This window comes from Phormidesmis sp. 146-12 (assembly GCF_052939495.1).
This window is the reverse complement of the sequence record NZ_JBJPHS010000022.1, coordinates 59,750-77,225: the sequence shown is the minus strand read 5'-3', so window position 1 is coordinate 77,225 and position 17,476 is coordinate 59,750. Positions and strand designations below refer to the sequence as shown.

General features: G+C 51.0%; 10 protein-coding genes. 3 read left to right on the top strand and 7 right to left on the bottom strand.

Annotated elements, in window-relative coordinates; all coding sequences use genetic code 11:
- Positions 1–44 precede the first annotated feature (44 nt).
- Both ACKFKF_RS12095 and ACKFKF_RS12090 read left to right on the top strand, forming a co-directional pair.
- Positions 45–1,385, top strand: a complete 1,341-nt coding sequence (locus tag ACKFKF_RS12095) for an FAD-binding domain-containing protein (RefSeq protein ID WP_446867936.1) — start codon at positions 45–47, stop codon at positions 1,383–1,385.
- Positions 1,386–1,632: 247 nt separating this feature from the next.
- Entirely contained in the window at positions 1,633–3,207 is a 1,575-nt protein-coding gene (locus ACKFKF_RS12090; RefSeq protein WP_446857107.1) for a B12-binding domain-containing radical SAM protein, read from the top strand.
- Positions 3,208–3,357: 150 nt separating this feature from the next.
- Here ACKFKF_RS12090 and ACKFKF_RS12085 read toward each other — a convergent pair whose 3' ends face one another.
- From ACKFKF_RS12085 to ACKFKF_RS12055, 7 genes are read right to left on the bottom strand one after another with little or no spacing between them, the layout of a single operon-like run.
- A complete protein-coding gene (locus ACKFKF_RS12085; RefSeq protein WP_446867935.1) occupies positions 3,358–3,588 on the bottom strand; it encodes a universal stress protein in 231 nt (76 codons plus the stop codon).
- 32 nt (positions 3,589–3,620) lie between these two features.
- A complete protein-coding gene (locus ACKFKF_RS12080; protein ID WP_446867934.1) occupies positions 3,621–4,688 on the bottom strand; it encodes a FecCD family ABC transporter permease in 1,068 nt (355 codons plus the stop codon).
- Positions 4,685–5,710 (bottom strand): FecCD family ABC transporter permease, encoded by a 1,026-nt coding sequence (locus tag ACKFKF_RS12075; protein ID WP_446867933.1) that lies wholly within the window; start codon positions 5,708–5,710, stop codon positions 4,685–4,687. Before ACKFKF_RS12075 ends, ACKFKF_RS12080 begins: the two co-directional genes overlap by 4 nt.
- Positions 5,703–6,845 carry a sucrase ferredoxin gene (locus ACKFKF_RS12070; RefSeq protein WP_446867932.1) on the bottom strand — a complete coding sequence of 381 codons (1,143 nt, stop codon included), beginning with the start codon at positions 6,843–6,845 and terminating at the stop codon, positions 5,703–5,705. The genes ACKFKF_RS12075 and ACKFKF_RS12070 overlap by 8 nt, the downstream gene beginning before the upstream one ends.
- Positions 6,826–8,142 (bottom strand): MFS transporter, encoded by a 1,317-nt coding sequence (locus ACKFKF_RS12065; protein WP_446867931.1) that lies wholly within the window; start codon positions 8,140–8,142, stop codon positions 6,826–6,828. The genes ACKFKF_RS12070 and ACKFKF_RS12065 overlap by 20 nt, the downstream gene beginning before the upstream one ends.
- An 8-nt stretch (positions 8,143–8,150) precedes the next feature.
- Positions 8,151–9,119, bottom strand: a complete 969-nt coding sequence (locus ACKFKF_RS12060; RefSeq protein WP_446867930.1) for an ABC transporter substrate-binding protein — start codon at positions 9,117–9,119, stop codon at positions 8,151–8,153.
- 16 nt (positions 9,120–9,135) lie between these two features.
- Positions 9,136–11,739 carry a TonB-dependent receptor domain-containing protein gene (locus ACKFKF_RS12055; protein WP_446867929.1) on the bottom strand — a complete coding sequence of 868 codons (2,604 nt, stop codon included), beginning with the start codon at positions 11,737–11,739 and terminating at the stop codon, positions 9,136–9,138.
- A 591-nt stretch (positions 11,740–12,330) separates the two neighbouring features.
- On the opposite strand from ACKFKF_RS12055, the gene ACKFKF_RS12050 reads away from it, so the two are divergent.
- Positions 12,331–17,466 carry a beta-ketoacyl synthase N-terminal-like domain-containing protein gene (locus tag ACKFKF_RS12050; RefSeq protein ID WP_446867928.1) on the top strand — a complete coding sequence of 1,712 codons (5,136 nt, stop codon included), beginning with the start codon at positions 12,331–12,333 and terminating at the stop codon, positions 17,464–17,466.
- The last annotated feature ends 10 nt before the right edge of the window (positions 17,467–17,476 follow it).

The window sequence follows — 17,476 nt, the reverse complement described above, 5'->3', positions numbered from 1 at the left end:
TCTACTGACACTGACTAGTTAATCGTACTACATCTACTTGAAAAATGCTGTATGGGCGAGTGCGAGATGCCCAGTTGAATGTGACATTGACTGAGCAAAACTTAAAGATTCGCTGGTTTGAGCCAACTGCGGCCATGGGCGATCTGGTTTCGGCTCCTGAATATGGCAAGCACTGGTATGCAGAAATGAATGAAGCTCAGGTGCCTACGCCCGGTCGGATTCTGACTCCTGATTTGCCCAGTGATCCGCTGCCGACTTTGGCTGAATTGGGACTGATCGCCGATCGCAAGCCCATTCCCCTAGGGGGCACGCAACCTGCTCGTCAACTCTTGCAAGATTTCATTAGTCAGAAAGCCGATCGCTACTACTGGCAACTGTCCTATCCCAATGCCAACGCGACTTCGGGACTTAGCCCTTACATCAAATTTGGCGCGATTTCGATTCGTGAATGTTATCAAACAGTGCGCTTTCTCAAAGATTCTCCAGACTATCGCATCCAACGCAGCGGCCGCCAACTGATCAATCGATTGCGCTGGGGAAGTGGATTTGCTCAACGATTTCGCTATTTGCCTCAATTGGAACTGCGATCGCTTTATACCGTCTTTGAGAAAGAAGGCTGGGCATTTAACGAAGACGACTACAAGGCATGGCAATCGGGAAGCACAGGCTTTCCGATCGTCGATGCGGCCGCCCGCTGCTTGTTAGAAACTGGAGGCTGGAAAGAAATGAACTTTCGGACTCGCGCCCTGTATGCTAGCTTTTTGAGCAACCTTCTGGGAATGGATTGGCGATATGGAGCATTGCACTTTATGAGGCATCTAATCGATGGAGATTGCCCGATCGACCACTATCAATGGGCCATGCAAGCGGGCGTAACTCACTGTGCCAACAAAACCTGGACACGCATCTATAACCCTGGACAAACCGCCGTCAATCGCTGTGATCCAGAAGGTCTGTTTATCAAACGCTGGGTGCCCGAACTGGCAAACTTACCGATCGCAGCTTTAGGCTCACCGCCCCGCATCAACGGCTATCCATCGCCCATTTTGAACTACAAAACCGCCCGCCAGCAGCGAGTCCAACAGCTATTACACCAGCGACAAACGTTTCTACAAAGCGAAAATGTCTTGCCCCAACTGGCTCGATTGCCAGATTCCTTTTTGCCGTTTGGTTACGATCGCGTTTCCTGTGACATTGCCTGGGCCCAATCAGAAAGCCGTGAGTTGTTTCCGCCTCCGCTCAATCTGGATGATTTAGACCTTGAACAGTCCAAACGCCTTCGCACTTGGTTTGTGTCTCCCGCACAGGCAACTTCTCGATCCAACAAATCCACGCCTCGCTCCTCAAAACCGCCCGCAAATGTCCAGTTAAGCCTATTGGAGTGAGTAAAGTGGGTGAGTCCAACGCCAATTTGAATACAGTTCTTTCGCTTCGTTTGGACAATAGTTTCGGTTCAAAATCTTTGATTGGTGAGGAATTTAGAGGCCTTCCTGAATGGACAATCGCAAAAGACTACATCAAATTTACGTCAGTTAGATTAGAACTGCTCTCTAGCCCTGGTTTTCCAAAAAGCCCGATCGTCAGGGGAGCCTTATGGAATCCACTATACTGTCCATACTGTCTGGTTATTTTATGAACGTTTTACTGCTGTATCCCCGGTTTCCGAAGAGCTTTTGGTCATTTGAAAAAACACTGGCACTGCTTGATCGCAAAGCGATGTTGCCCCCTTTGGGGTTGGTGACGGTGGCGGCGATGTTGCCTCAAGACTGGGAATTTAAGCTGGTCGATCGCAATGTGCGGCAAGTCACAGAGGCAGAATGGGCCTGGGCTGATCTCGTCATTCTGTCGGCGATGATTGTTCAAAAAGAGGATTTACTAGAACAGATTCAGGAGGCAAAACGCAGAGGCAAACAGGTAGCCGTCGGCGGGCCCTATCCCACGGCGCTGCCCGATGATGCAAAACTGGCAGGAGCCGACTTCTTGATTTTGGATGAGGGAGAAATTACCCTGCCCTTGTTTATTGCAGCCATTGCTCAGGGCGATCGATCGGGGATTTTTCGATCAGATGGAGTTAAGCCAGATGTGACGCTGACTCCGGTTCCTCGCTTTGACTTACTGGAGTTTGATGCTTATGCCGAAATGTCGGTGCAGTTTTCGCGCGGCTGTCCGTTTCAATGCGAATTTTGCGACATCATTGTTCTCTACGGACGCAAACCTCGCACCAAGTCTCCCGGTCAACTCCTTGCAGAACTCGATCGCTTATATGAACTCGGCTGGCGACGCAGCATCTTTATGGTGGATGACAACTTCATCGGCAACAAGCGCAACGTTAAGTTATTCCTCAAAGAACTGCATCCCTGGATGGTGGCTCACGAATATCCCTTCTCATTTGCAACTGAAGCATCGGTTGATCTCGCCCAAGATCAAGAGTTAATGGATGCAATGGTGTTGTGTAACTTTGGAGCCGTCTTTTTGGGCATCGAAACGCCCGACGAAGAAAGTCTTGCCCTGACTCAGAAGTACCAAAATACAAGAGATTCGCTCACCGATGCTGTAAATGCGATTACGCGCACAGGTCTCCGAGTCATGGCGGGTTTTATCATTGGCTTTGATGGTGAAAAGGCGGGAGCCGGGGCGCGGATCGTCAAATTTGTCGAACAAACTGCCATTCCCACGGCCTTGTTTAGTATGTTGCAGGCGCTTCCCGACACAGCCCTCTGGCATCGACTCGAAAAAGAAGGACGACTTCGCAGTAAGTCAGCCAACATTAACCAGACGACTTTAATGAACTATGTGCCCACGCGCCCTCTCGAAGACATCGCCCAGGAGTATGTAGAAGCCTTTTGGGAACTGTATGACCCTGAGAAGTTTCTCGATCGCGCCTACCGTCACTATCGTTTACTCGGAGAAGCGACCTACCCAAACAAGGGACGATCAACGCGCAAAAATGTCAACTGGGTGATGGTGCGAGCTTTATTAACGATCTGTTGGCGACAAGGGCTAGTTCGTAAAACACGCTGGCAGTTTTGGCGCAACCTAGCGAGTATGTATCGTCACAATCCTCGCGGTATCAGCAGCTATCTGGCAGTCTGCGCCCAAATTGAGCATTTTGTAGAATATCGGCAGATTGTGCGGGACGAAATTGAGGCACAGGTGGCTGAGTTTTTGCAAGGCGAGGCGCAACGGAAGGTGGAAGCGATCGTTTGAACCAAGTAGATAGGGATGAGGGATGAGGTAGGAGGGATGAGGTAGGAGGGATGAGGGATGAAATAGGCTGGCTTTGTTTCTCATTCTTTACTTCACGCTGCGTTAATCAGACTGTCTGTTACATATTGTCAGTCACATTGTCTGTTGTTGCTAACGCATGACTAAGACGGGACAAGGGGCATGTCTGACTAACTGCTCGGCGACGGAGCCAAATAGAAAATGACTGAATACACCTTCGGTATCGTCTTGAGCGGGAATCACAATTAAATCGATCGCCTGCTCTTTGACATATCGCACAATCTCCCCCACCGGATGACCAATGACTACCGTAAAATTGGAGTCTGCTCTCTGGCGGGTGGTGAGGGCAATCCTTGTATGCAATCAGCCGTGGAATTAGGAGTCATGAGGTATGGCTAGCGATCGTAATCTTGCCGCAACAAATACAGAAAATAGGGCGCACCCAAAACGGCAGTGATGACTCCACAAGGTAGTTCGATCGGGGCAAACACACTACGACCAACGAGATCCGCCGCTACCACAATCAAGCCTCCGATTAAAGCAGCAGTGGGAATCAATCCGGCGTGGGAAGACCCCACCAGTTGACGAGCTAGATGGGGAGCCATCAGCCCAATAAATCCGAGCGTTCCGGCAATGGCAACGCTGGCTCCCGTTAGTGCCACGCTAGTCAGCACCAGCAATCCTCGCTGCCACTCAACTTGGCTGCCCAAGCCGCGAGCAATGTCGTCTCCTAACGTCAGCGCATTCAACTCCCGCGCCAGCCCCCACGCCATCGGCAAGAATATCAGCAACCAGGGAAACAGCGTTGCCACCTGTTCCCAACCGCAGCCGTAGACGCTGCCGATGAGCCAGACCAATGCCTGACTTACCTCACGGATCTCCCCAAACGTAATCAGCAGCGTGGTCAGTGCCGTGGCGATCGCAGCCACCCCAATTCCCACCAGAACCAGCCGCAGCGGGGTGCTGCCCCGATTCCACGCCAGCAGGTAGACTAGCAGTGCGGTCAACAATCCGCCGACAAAGGCGGCAACAGGCAGCAGCACCAGCGGCAGCGCAGGCAGCAACACCAGGATTGCTACCGCGACTAACCCTGCGCCTGCTTGCACACCGACAATTTCTGGAGCCGCTAGGGGATTGCGAGTCACTCCTTGTAAAATTGTGCCAGCCACCGCCAATCCCATCCCCACCTCCAGTGCCGCGATCGCCCGTGGCAACCGCAGCGTCAGCACCAGCAGAGACGCATCAGGATTGGTTGTTTCTTGTCCTAACAAGGCTCGAACCACTTCCAGCGGCGGCAAGAAATAATTTCCGTAGCCGATACTAACAATCAGCATCCCCACGATCATCAGCACCAAAACCAACAGCACGCCAGGAACCCGACGATCGAGCCGAATAGAGAACAGCCGCGATCGCCAGACCAACCAGGGTTTTGTGAGTGCTGCTTTAGTTCCCTTTGACTTCATGACTTCACCCGCGATCGCGCCAGGTAGACAAAAAATGGCCCTCCCAGCAAGGTCATCATGACACCCACAGGCAATTCTTGGGGTTGCAGTAGCCAGCGAGCCGCTAAATCTGCCAGCGACAGCAAAATTGCTCCCCAAATAGCAGCATACGGCAGGAGCCAGCGGTAATCGACCCCGACCCAAAATCGCGCTAAATGTGGCACCACCAAGCCCACAAAGGCGATCGGGCCTGCCAGTGCCACTGACCCTCCCGCCAGCAGCACCACTGCGATCGCGCTCATCGCCTTGACCCGTCCAATTCGCAGTCCTAACCCATGAGCCACTTCTTCTCCCAGTGCCAGTGCGGTCATTTGTCGTCCTAAACTAAAGGCGATCGCAAATCCAGCGATCAGGTAGGGAGAAACTTGCCAAAAGGCTTCCAAATTTTGTCCAGCGACCGATCCCGCCAGCCAAAAGCGAATCTCTTCTAGAGTGCGTTCGCTCAAAATTAATAGCCCTGTGGTGAATGCAGCCAGCAGATAGGACAGAACTGCCCCCGCTAGAACGAGCTTCAAAGTCGTCATGCCCCTGCGCCCCAAAGAACCGAGGAAGTAAACTGCACCTGCCGCGATCGCCGCCCCAGCAAACGCCACCCAGATATAAAGCTGCATGGAGGTATTCTCCAGCCAAACGGTCGTAGCGACAACAGCGAACGCGGCTCCTGCATTGATTCCGAGCAAACCGGAGTCTGCCAAAGGATTGCGGGTCAACCCCTGCATTAAAGCACCCGCGATCGCCAGCGCGGCTCCGACTGTGGGGGCAATCAAAGCGCGAGGTAATCGTGCTGTGCGGATAATCACCTGTTCGGTTGAGTCGTTAAAGGCAAAGAGAGCATTCCAAACTGTGTTGAAATCTGTCCTAGCTGCGCCTGCAACCAGGCTGACTAAAAAGCAACCGATCAGCAGCAGTACCCCGATCGCCAGACCGATCATTCTGCTTCGCAGCCGTAGCGACTTGTTTGAGGAAGCGGAAGGATCAACCATCACAGCGCCTCAATTGACTAACGCGATATTGCTTCACAGGTTGCAGCTTTAAGCGTTGCTTTCGGCTCATGTGAGCGTGTCCGCCTGACTGCAAAGCACTGATTACTTCTCCGCACACCTCAACTCGCGCTTCATAAGCACCTGCGTCTGTGCCATCGGGTGAGCTAAATTTAATCCGAATCTCTGCCCAATTTGGTTTATGGCTTCGCTGATTGATCAAAAACTGCAATCGTTTGGAGGGAATTTGTTTGAGCAGTTGATAGAGGTAACGGCTGACTCCTCCTGGATCGCTGCTGAGAATTTGTCCAGCTTTGCGATAATTCAGCCAGTTCCAGCCTTCTCGCAGCCAAATCTCTCGCTCGACCATTTGGGCAAATTTTTCTAACCCAGACCAGCCGCGATAGCACGATCGTAGCTTGGAGAGTTCTCCCGATCGATGCACCAACAAATCCAATAGATCAGGTTCAAGGTGTCCCCAGTACTGTCCCTGTGGTAGGTCAATTAAGGTGGGTGCAAATTGGTGTCCCCCAAAGTGACTACAGCGCCAGACTCGCAGAGATCCCGCAGACTCAGGCGCATACTTGTCTCGCAGCGTTTTATAAATTGGAAAGCCGAATCGAGAACAAGCAACATCCACATTTCCATGAGTGCAGACCAATAATTCTCGAATGTGGCGGCTGTCAATTTGGTACGACTGAAAGGCTTCTAACTCATTTGGATGCCCTGCAATTTTTTGTAGTAAAGCCGTTGCTAATCGAGTCGTCTCTGCCTCTGGTAGCCAATATTCCTGCTTTTCAAATTGGGCAAATGAATGAGTCGGTTGATGGTAGTAGAGGACACGATGGTAGCCAGCACGAGAATACTCACGATCGGGCGCAATCAAAATGGGTCTCAGTTTAACTTGCTGCTCTAAAATCAATTTTTTTATCAGCGTGATCAGAGGCTTGATGGCGGGTTCTTCCATCAGTTTTTCTGACCAGGGAAGCGCCGCCTCCAGGATTAACCAATGTTCATGATTACCTGCTGTGCCGATCGGATCTTCTCCATTGGTTTTAGAGACAACGGAGCAAAACTGACAATTACTGAGGGGTTCTAACGCTGTCATAATCGGTTTGCTATCTGATCGTCGTATCATGATCGGGGACAAGGGTTTCCACATCCCGCAAACGGTGGATGCCATATCCACTCAAGCCGATCGCCAATCCACAGACTGCCAATAGTGCATATTGTAGGGCGATTCCTGCCCCGACTCCGGTGCCAAATAGCCCACCCATTAAACCTGCGAGCCGTCCATCTGGCAGCATGGCAGGCTCAAATACATAATCTGCCAATGGGCCCGCGATCGCAAATCCCAAGGGTGAGGCTGCTTGAGCAATCAGATACCGAGCCGCAAAGACTCGACCCTGCACCGCTGGCTCGACCTTAGCCAACCAAATCGCTTGATTAGCGCTGCCAACAAATGGAACAAAAAAAGCCGCAATCCACGCCGCAATCACCCAAGTCGTAAGTCCTCGTCCCACGCTCAGCAGCAATAATCCGACCCGACTGAGTGCTGCACCCAGCAACAAGCCATGAATGCGGGGAGTCGTTCCACCCCAAAGACTTAGCAAGCAAGCTCCCACTAGCCCACCCAGGCCAAATCCGCTTTGTACCGTTGCCAGCGTTGTCGCACTGTTGCCGCTGCGAGCCAAAATTAAAGCAGGAGTTAACGCAAAATTGGCGCTAAAAAACAAATTAGAACTGAGCAGAAACAGCAAGATGGAGAGCAACCCTGAGCGCTGCCAAATATAACGAAAGCCAAACGTTAAGGTTTGCCAGGGCGTTTGATCAGAGGAATCGCTGGCTGGGGTGGGCTGGGGAATTGGGATCGTCAGGAGGGTACTAATTGCAATTACAAAGGTTGCAAGGTCGATCGCCAGAATTCCGATTAGCCCCAGGTGAGGATAGAGCGCTCCTGCCAGCGCGGGCGAAAACACATAGGCACTGGAAGCTTTAATCGTTTCCATCGCAGAAGCTCTAGCGTAGTGCTGCTTTGGAACTAACACTGCCATTGAAGCAGAGTGCGCCAAACTTTGAAGGTAGCTAAACAACCCATTTGCGGCTCCGATTCCATAAAGATGCCAAACTTGTAAATGCTGAGTCAGCAACAAGCTCAACAGCCCGATCGTAGACAATCCTGCTACGAGGTCTCCCAACAGCATCAACAGTTTGCGATCCCACGCATCCACCAGCACTCCGGCGAAAGCAGCAGCGATGACCTGGGGCGATCGCGTAAAAAAGACCATCCAAGCGATCGGGGAGGCTTGTCCCGTTTGCTCCCACACCCAAATCGTTAACGCAAACGTGGTCATTTCAGACCCCAAGAGGGAGACAAGCTGACCCAGCCAGAGGGTTCTGAATGTTCGCATTTGAGGGGGTTGCTCGGATTCCATGCAGGCTCCTAAGTTCCAGGTTTACGCGCCAGTAACGACTGTGACACCTCCTGCAAAATCTGATTTGCTGCCAGAATGCTGCGTCCTGCCGTCCACACTTCGGCATTCACGGCATACACTCGCCCTTGTTTGACAGCATTCAAGCGCGAAAATAACGGGTCAGACTTGAATTGATCGAGCGTCAGAGAATTGGGTGTGAACGAGGACTCAATTAAAAAAATCGCATCCCCATCTAAACTTGTGAGGTCTTCGCGCGACACTTGAATCGCCCATCGCTGACCCGATGCCTGGGCCGGAGGACGCGCCAATCCGAGATCTTGCAACACCGCACCCGAAAAGCTGCGAGTGGTGTATGCGCCGATTTGCCCAGTCCCCGTCGCCACAACAGACACCACAGGAGATTTGGAGAACTGCTGCTGAATTTGCTGCTTCAGGGTGTCGGCTCGCTGTTGATAGTCCTGTAGAAGTTTGTCTGCGGCGGCAGATCGATCGAGGACACTAGCATAGAAGCGAACGTTGTCTTTCCACTCGCCCGATCGTCCACTGCCTTCTGCCATGACAGTCGGCGCAATTTCTGCCAGCCGTCGATAGAGCCTGTCTAGCCCAATTTTGTTGCCCAAAATCAGATCTGGCTGTAACTGCGCTACTGCTTCTAAGTTTGGCTCATTCGTCTTTCCAATGACTTCAATTCCCTGAGTACGATCGCCCAAATAACTAGGAAATCGCTCTGGCAAAGTGGAGCCAACAGGTTTTACGCCAAGGGCGATCGCGGCATCCAACGGAGCCGTATCCAAGACAATCACCCGTTTAGGCTGCATTGGCACTTGGGTTTTGCCCATTGCATGAGCAATCGATCGCGTTGGCGTTCCGGGGGGCAGAGTTGCAGTGGGGCTACTCATCCAGGGCAGACCACCCGTGCAAGCAGCCAGCCAGCACACCACAACACTCAACAACAACAATTTATAGATTGATCTCATTCCTGCGCCCCCGTCCTTAAAATGTGATGGCATAGCGGAGAAAGATCGTTCGTCCTCTGCCTGCAAACCGCAAGTTCTCCAACAGTCCCGTGCGCTCCTGACTGCTGAGCGGCAGGTATTGATTATTCAACAGATTTTCAACTCCCAGTTCTAGTCTGCTTTGACCGAGCTTGAGGCTGCTGAGGAAATCTAAAGTGGTATAGTTTTCTAGCCTAAACGGATCGACGCGATCGTCAAACGCTCGATCACGATCGCCCACCAAAAGTAGCTGCAAGCGATTGCGCCAGTTAGGGAGCGTTTCATTTTCCACATAGAATGATAGTTTCAGGGGCGGCACCTGCAAAGAACTTAAGGCCAGAAAATCATCATCGTTGTTAGTATCGTTTTCGCCCTCGCTCCAAGTAAAGGTGCTGCCCAAGCGCCACTTTGTGGCTGGCTGCCAGTCTAGCGTGGCTTCTAGTCCATAGTTACGTTGGGGAGCGCGCTGTAGCTCGGTGGTACCATCCGGTCGAATCCGAACAGTTGCGCCAAGGTCAGAGGTGCTGTAAAAGCCTGCCAGAGAAGCCTGGACTGTTCCCCAATTGCCGCGAACTCCCAACTCAAAGCTGTCTACCTTTTGGGGTTCTAGCAGGTCAGAACCGCGAATGCTGGCTCTAGGGGCAACGCTGCTAAAGGCAGTGCCTAAGTCTGGCAGCGAAAATCCTTGAGCAAAGCTAGCAAACACACTCGTCTGGGGCGTGATCTTGTAGACGAGGCCTGTGTTAAAAGAGATGCCACTATTGTCTGCGCTGCCGCCGCGTCGAATTCCAGGGGCAGCAAAGGCCAGCTCATAATCACCCACCTCGTAGCTGAAGGTGTCATATCGTAGCCCCCCGCTCAGGAGAACCTGTGGGCTTAAATTCCATTGCAGTTGAGCAAACAAGCCTAGGTTGTTCAACGTATAGAACGGTGTCTGCGGACGGGTGCTACTTGCTGTCAGAGTGCGGGTGCGATCGAAAACCGATGTCTCCGAAATCAACACAGGACGGCTATTTTCTTCATAACTGTAATCTACTCCCCAAAGCAGGTTAACTGCTGTCGAGAAGGGCGTTTGAATTTGCAGACGCGCTCCCAACTCCTGACTGTCCAGGCTAGTTTGCCAAAGTGCTGGAAAAAAGGCGGGAAATGGCCGTCCCCGCAGGTCTGTAAAAGGTTGAACCAGATTTGTGTCGCGGAAAAAGAGTTGCGCTGTCACCTGAGAACCCAAGATGTTCTGGTGTGTGTAAGTCAAATTAGCAACTTGATTAGTCTGTTTCGGTTCTTCCTCGTACTGCGCCAAAAATCTCTGCGCTCTGGCGGTTTGCAGTCCTGGAATCGAAAAGACGATCGGGTCTGAGCGAAATGTAGTATCAAACGATTCGTTGTAAATGTTGTAGCTCAGTTGCAGTCGCTGCTGTGGATTAATATCAATTCCCAGCTTTGCGAGCAGATTTAGGCTAGTTGTATCGTTAATCCCAGTTGGCGGAATGCGATCGCCGTTGGCATCAAAAAAGCTGCCGCTTTCGTTGAGGGAAGCTCGAACTGTAACGTCGATCGGCCCTTCTTTCCCCGATAAGCCATACTGAAAGTTATAGCCAAATCCTTCACCAGAAAACGCATCGAGAGCATTGCGAACCCCAATAGAGACTTGGCTTTCTAGTCGCTGTGTGGTGGCGCGTCGCGTGATGATATTAATGATGCCACCCGTAGCACCGCGCCCGTAGAGTGCAGAGGGGCCACGAACCACCTCAACCCGCTCAATGGCACTAGGGTCGATCGTATTTAACTCCGTTTGAAATCCGCTATTTGGGTTTTGCGGTACTCCATCAATGAGAATTAGTGCCTGCCGACCGCGCAAAGTCAGCCCTCTTGTCAGGTTTCGCTGGGTGGGTGGCCCTAGCCCTGGCACCAGCTTTCCAAGCAAATCTGGCAGGTTATTGGTGAGGGCTGTTTGCTGCTGAATTTGCTCACGCGGAATAATCGTGACAGAGCGCGGCAGGTTTGATAGCGGTTCTTCTGTCCGGGTGGCAGTGACAACGACTTCTTCCTCTAATTCATCATCTGGCTCAACACTCAAAATCAATCCAGACCGATTTGGCACAATTTCTGCGAAGGGCGCTGTCTTTGTTCCCGTCACCGTTACCTGAATTCTGGTTGGCTCAACCTGAGTCACCGTTAAGTTTGAGATTCCTGAGAAAGGCTTTTGCGATCGAAACTCCTGACCCTCTGGCAGTACCAGCACTGCGTTGGGAATGTCTGCGATCAGCACATTGCCCTCAGTCCGCGTTTGAGCTTGCAGCGTTTGTCCAGAAGGAACTTCCAGGACAATTTCAAGACCTTGCTCGGTCTGGTTGAGCCTCACGCCTCGAACCTCGATCACGCCTGATGCAGGACGATCAGCGGGTGCAGCATCCTGCGTCAGCAGATTTGCACGAGTATGAGGACGAGCAACTTCGCTCAGGCGTGGAATTGGAAGTGTAGAAGCCTTTGAACTGCCAGTTAACACAGGTGCAGCGATCGCAACCTCGGTATAAATCGGCAGCATAACAAAAACAGGAACGGCTCCAACTAACCAAAGATAGCTTGATAGCTGCTGTTTCACGGACTCCTCACTTAATTAGACTGATAGGTGGACTCAAACAATCCAACACAACGGACAATAACTATCCACAAGGCGGCCTTGTCAGGGTAAACCTGTGATCTAATACTGAGATAGATTCTCAATAAAATAATGCCCCTACTGATTAAAGACTGAAGTATTTTTATTGTCAAGAACCTGACAAAGCTCCGACTAAATATAAAGTTGAATCAAATCCACATATCGCAAAGGTCTAAGCTACTCAACTTTTATTTCATACTAATTCTCATTAGGTCTTGCTATTCTGCGGGACTTTGTGCATAATTCTCAGTGGATGTCCAAAAGTACTAGCTTTCATTCAGATTAGTTCTCCCGTTCAGCCCTTTATTCTGCAAGAATCCCTCGATCGGGAGATTTGAAAGATCGCTACCAGCAATCAATCTAATCGCGCGGCTTCAGTTTGTCTTCACCACTGAAGACTGGATGTATCAGTCCCATATCGCCTACTCACCGTCATAGTTTCAAAGTCATACGGCTATTCGGACGCTTGCTCAGAGCCGTGCTAAATCGCCTTTGTCAAGTCTGGTCTTGGATTCAATAGATGGGGGTGCCTCCATGAGTGATCACGATCGTCTACCAGACGACTATCAGCCTATTTCTACGCTTGTTGATCTGCTGCGCTGGAGAGCGTTCTCTCAGCCTGATCACTCAACTTACAAGTTTTTGACAGATGGCGAATTAGAAGCCGTTTCGTTAACGAATCGAGAGTTGGACGGTCGGGCACGCTCTATTGCTGTGCAGCTTCAACAGATTGGAGCGGAAAAAGCGCCTGTATTACTGCTCTATCCGCCTGGTATTGACTACATTGCAGCATTTTTTGGTTGCCTGTACGCAGGCGCGATCGCAGTACCAGCCTATCCGCCTCGTCCTAATCGATCGGCAGCGCGATTGCAGGCGATTGTGGATGATGCACAGCCCAGCATTATTCTCACAACGACGGCTATTCTAAATCACGCAAACCGTTTGGTGACCTGTCATCAATCCCATTGGATCGCAACAGATGTGCTGACTGATTGTGCAACTGATTGGGAGGCACCACAAATTCAAGCGGATGCGATCGCGTTTCTTCAATACACCTCTGGCTCAACGGCTGCTCCTAAAGGAGTCATGGTTACTCATACAAACCTGCTGCATAATTTGAGCTTGATTCGTCAGCAGTTTGATGTAACCTCGGAGAGTAGCGGTGTAATCTGGCTGCCGCCCTATCACGATATGGGCTTGATTGGTGGGGTCTTGCAGCCACTCTATAGCCAGTTCAGCGTGACGCTGTTTTCCCCAGTTCTATTTCTGCAAAAACCAGTTCGTTGGCTGTCGGCAATTTCCCGCGATCGAGCGACTATCAGCGGCAGCCCTAACTTTGCCTACGAGCTTTGCATTGACAAAATTACTCCAGAGGAACGCGCCACCTTAGATTTAAGCTGCTGGGAAGTGGCATTTAGCGGAGCAGAACCAATTCGCGCCGAAACCTTAGAGCGATTTGCGACCCAGTTTGCAGGCTGTGGATTTCGTCAACAAGCGCTCTATCCCTGCTATGGCATGGCGGAAGCGACGCTGTTTATTTCTGGAGGAGCAAAGGAAGCCCCACCCGTTTTTCAAAGGGTTGAGAGTCAAGCACTGGCAGAAAATCGCGTTGTTGTGTCCCCACAACAGTACGATCATCAACAGCACGATAGCCAACGGTTGGTAGGCTGTGGAACAGCGGCACCCGATCAGCAAATTCTGATTGTTGATCCAGAGACGCGAACTCCCTGCGCTTGCGATCGAGTGGGCGAAATTTGGGTTGCAGGTTCCAGTGTAGCTCAGGGCTATTGGAATCAACCGGAAAAAACCAGCGAAACCTTTCAGGCAGCCCTTGCAAATACTCATGCAGGCTGTTTCTTGCGAACAGGAGATTTGGGATTTCTCAAGGATGGTGAACTATTCATTACGGGTCGATTGAAAGATCTCATTATCATTCGAGGTCGAAATTACTACCCTCAAGACATTGAATTGACAGTTGAGCAAAGTCATCCTGCACTGCGATCGAGCTGTGCGGCTGCGTTTTCAGTGGAGGTAGCAGGCGAGGAGCGTCTAGTCGTTGCTCAGGAAGTGGAGCGACATGGCTCAAAAACTCTCAAGCTCGATGAAGTGATCCGGGCGATCCGTCAAGCAATTTCTGAGCAGCATGAACTTCAGGTTTATGCCATTCTTTTGCTAAAAACAGGGAGTTTGCCAAAAACCTCTAGCGGCAAGGTTCAGCGTCATGCTTGTCAGCAAGGATTTCTGGATCATTCACTGCAAGTGATTGGCGATTGGGTAGAAGCTTCTCTTGGTACAGACTTTTCACAATTACAGCATGAGATTGATGCACCTCACCAACAAGTAGAAGAGATCAGTCAATCTTCTCACTCTGATCAAACGGTGGAGGTCATTCAAGCCTGGTTAATTGACCAAATTGCTCAACGATCGCACTTGCCCTCTAATCAAGTCAATCTTCACGAACCCTTTGTGCAGTATGGACTCGATTCGGTTGCCACTGTCAGCATTTCAGGTGAGCTAGAGAAACGATTGGGAAAACGGCTTTCCCCAACCTTGATTTATGACTATCCCACGATCGCCTTACTAGCAGATTATTTAGCTGGAGATAGCACTACACCTGCCTCTAATCAGGATAAAAACTTGACTCGTACGACAGAGCCGATTGCGATCGTAGGTTTGGGGTGTCGCTTTCCGGGTGCAACTGATCCAGATGCTTTTTGGGAATTGCTACATCGTAGCACTGATGCAATTACACGAGTGCCCAGCGATCGTTGGGATGTGGATATGCTTTATACAGCCGATGCTCCAAAACCAGGAAAGATGACAACTTGTTGGGGTGGCTTTTTAGATCAAGTCGATCAGTTTGATGCTGACTTTTTTGAAATCTCCCCGCGTGAGGCAAAGTCTATTGATCCACAGCAACGATTGCTTCTAGAAGTCTCCTGGGAAGCCCTGGAACAAGCGGGACAATCTCCTGCCCAGTTAGCAGGGAGCCAAACTGGAGTCTTTATTGGCATCAGCAGCAGTGATTATGCCCGGTTACTTGCCAGCGATGTTACCCAGCTCAATGCTTATTCAGGAACGGGCAATGCAATTAGTATTGCGGCAAATCGGCTGTCCTATTGGTTCGATTTGCGCGGCCCTAGTTTGGCGATCGACACGGCCTGTTCCTCTTCTCTAGTCGCAGTGCATACAGCTTGCCAAAGTTTGCGAACTGGGGAATGCAATTTAGCATTAGCAGGCGGCGTGAATTTGATGCTATCACCAGAGTTGACGATCGCGTTTTCTCAGTCGCAAATGATGTCAAAGGAGGGGCGCTGTAAAACATTTGATGCCAGTGCTGATGGCTATGTTCGCGGAGAAGGCTGCGGTGTTGTAGTTCTCAAACGCCTGTCTGATGCATTACAAGATGGCAGCCAGATTCTAGCGATCGTGAGAGGTTCAGCGATCAATCAAGATGGTCGTAGCAATGGAATCACGGCTCCAAATGGACTGTCTCAACAGGCAGTGATTCGTCAAGCATTGTCTAATGCTGGTGTGTTCCCCAACCAAATTGATTACATTGAGGCACATGGAACGGGAACTCCGTTGGGCGATCCGATCGAAATCAATGCGATACAGACTGTCCTTGGAGAAAATCGCTCTCCAGAGCAGCTTTGCAGAATTGGGTCAGTCAAAACCAATATTGGGCACTTAGAAGCCGCTGCTGGAATTGCAGGGTTGATCAAAGTGGTTTTAGCCTTACAGCACCAAGAAATTCCGCCACATTTGCATGTAGAGACAATCAATCCCTACATCACATTAGAAGATTCGTTTGCGATCGCAACACAGTCCCAACCGTGGTTAGCAACTCATCAAGCGCGTTTAGCAGGCGTGAGTGCTTTCGGCTTTGGAGGCACCAATGCTCATGTGATTGTTGAATCAGCACCAGAATCGGCAGTTGTACCCGCTGAGGTCGAGCGTCCGTGTCATTTGTTCACGCTCTCTGCCAAAAATCAGGCCGCATTACAGGCGTTAGTTCGCCGCTACCAGAGCGTTCTGGCACAGCCCAACCTATCCCTGGCAGATGTTTGTTTTACGGCAAATACTGGACGATCGCAGTTCACGCATCGTTTAGCGATCGTTGCTTCCTCCACCGATCAGCTTTCACAACAGTTAAACAGTGTATTAGACACTGTATCTGGACAGTCCTGTTCTAATCAGCGCCCCAAAATTGCCTTCTTGTTTGCCGGACAGGGAGCGCAAGCGATCAACATGGGACGGCAACTGTACGAAACTCAACCGATGTTCCGGCAAATTCTGGACGAGTGTGAGCGTATATTGCAGCCTTTTTTGGAAGTGCCGCTACTGTCGGTGCTTTATCGAGATCCTGCGCTGGCTCCACTGTTACACCAAACGGCTTATACTCAACCAGCCTTGTTTGTCTTGGAATATGCTTTGGCGCAGCTTTGGCTGTCGTGGGGAGTGGTGCCGGATGTGGTGATGGGGCACAGCGTGGGTGAGTATGTGGCTGCCTGTATCGCGGGAGTCTTTAGTCTAGAAGATGGGCTGAGATTAGTTGCTGAACGGGCGCGTCTCATGCAATCCCTGCCTCAAGATGGCATTATGGCAGCGGTATTTGCCGAAATTGCAACCGTTCAAGCCACGATCGCACCTCATCGCGATCAAGTGACGATCGCCGCAGTCAACGGTTCTGAAAATGCAGTAATTTCAGGAGAGCGGCTGGCTGTCGAGGCGGTTTTACAGCAGTTCAAAGAAATGGGAATTCGTTGCCAACCGTTGACGGTTTCCCATGCTTTTCACTCGCCTACCATGCAGCCGATTCTAGAATCATTTCAGCAAATCGCTGGAGAAGTGGCTTTCAAAGCTCCACAGCGAAAGCTGGTTTCAAATCTGACTGGAACGCTGTTTGATCCCACCACAATTCCTGATGCCGCCTATTGGTGCCGCCATTTGCGGGAACCCGTGCAATTTGCCGCAGGAATGCAAACCTTGCAGCAGGAATGCGCTGTCTTTGTAGAAATCGGCCCGGCTTCAACCTTATTGAATTTGGGGCGGCGCTGCTTACCACCGGAAGCGGGGCACTGGTTTCCATCGTTGCGATCGGGCGAGGAAGATTGGCGATCGCTACTTACTAGCTTGGGAGGACTGTATGTTCAGGGTGTTGAAGTGGATTGGGATGGTTTTGATCAAGGCTATCCCCGTCGTCGCGTATCTTTGCCAACCTATCCGTTTCAGCGTCAACGCTATTGGCTTGACTCGTTGAAGCCGAACTGGAATTCACCTCACGAGCAAATCCATCCGTTACTCGGTCAGCGGATGCAGTTGGCACAGTCGCCTAATGATCACACTTGGGAAAGCACGCTGGGATTACAACAGCTTCCGTACCTCAAAGACCACCGCCTCCGGGGTACTTCTGTGCTGTCAGTGAGTACTTATGTGGAAATGGCGATCGCTGCTGCAAAGCAGGCATTGGGCGCAGAAACACCGCAAATTGCTGACCTGACGCTTCATGCTGCCCTGCCAATTTTGCCACAACCGCGAACCGTGCAAATTTCGCTGTTCGATCGCGGTGATGGCTCGGTCAATTTTCAGGTCAATAGCTGCTCTACAGCAGCCAATGGTTCATCGCCGCAGTGGATTCGTCACGCCACGGCTGTCCTATTACCGTAGCAGGAATTTC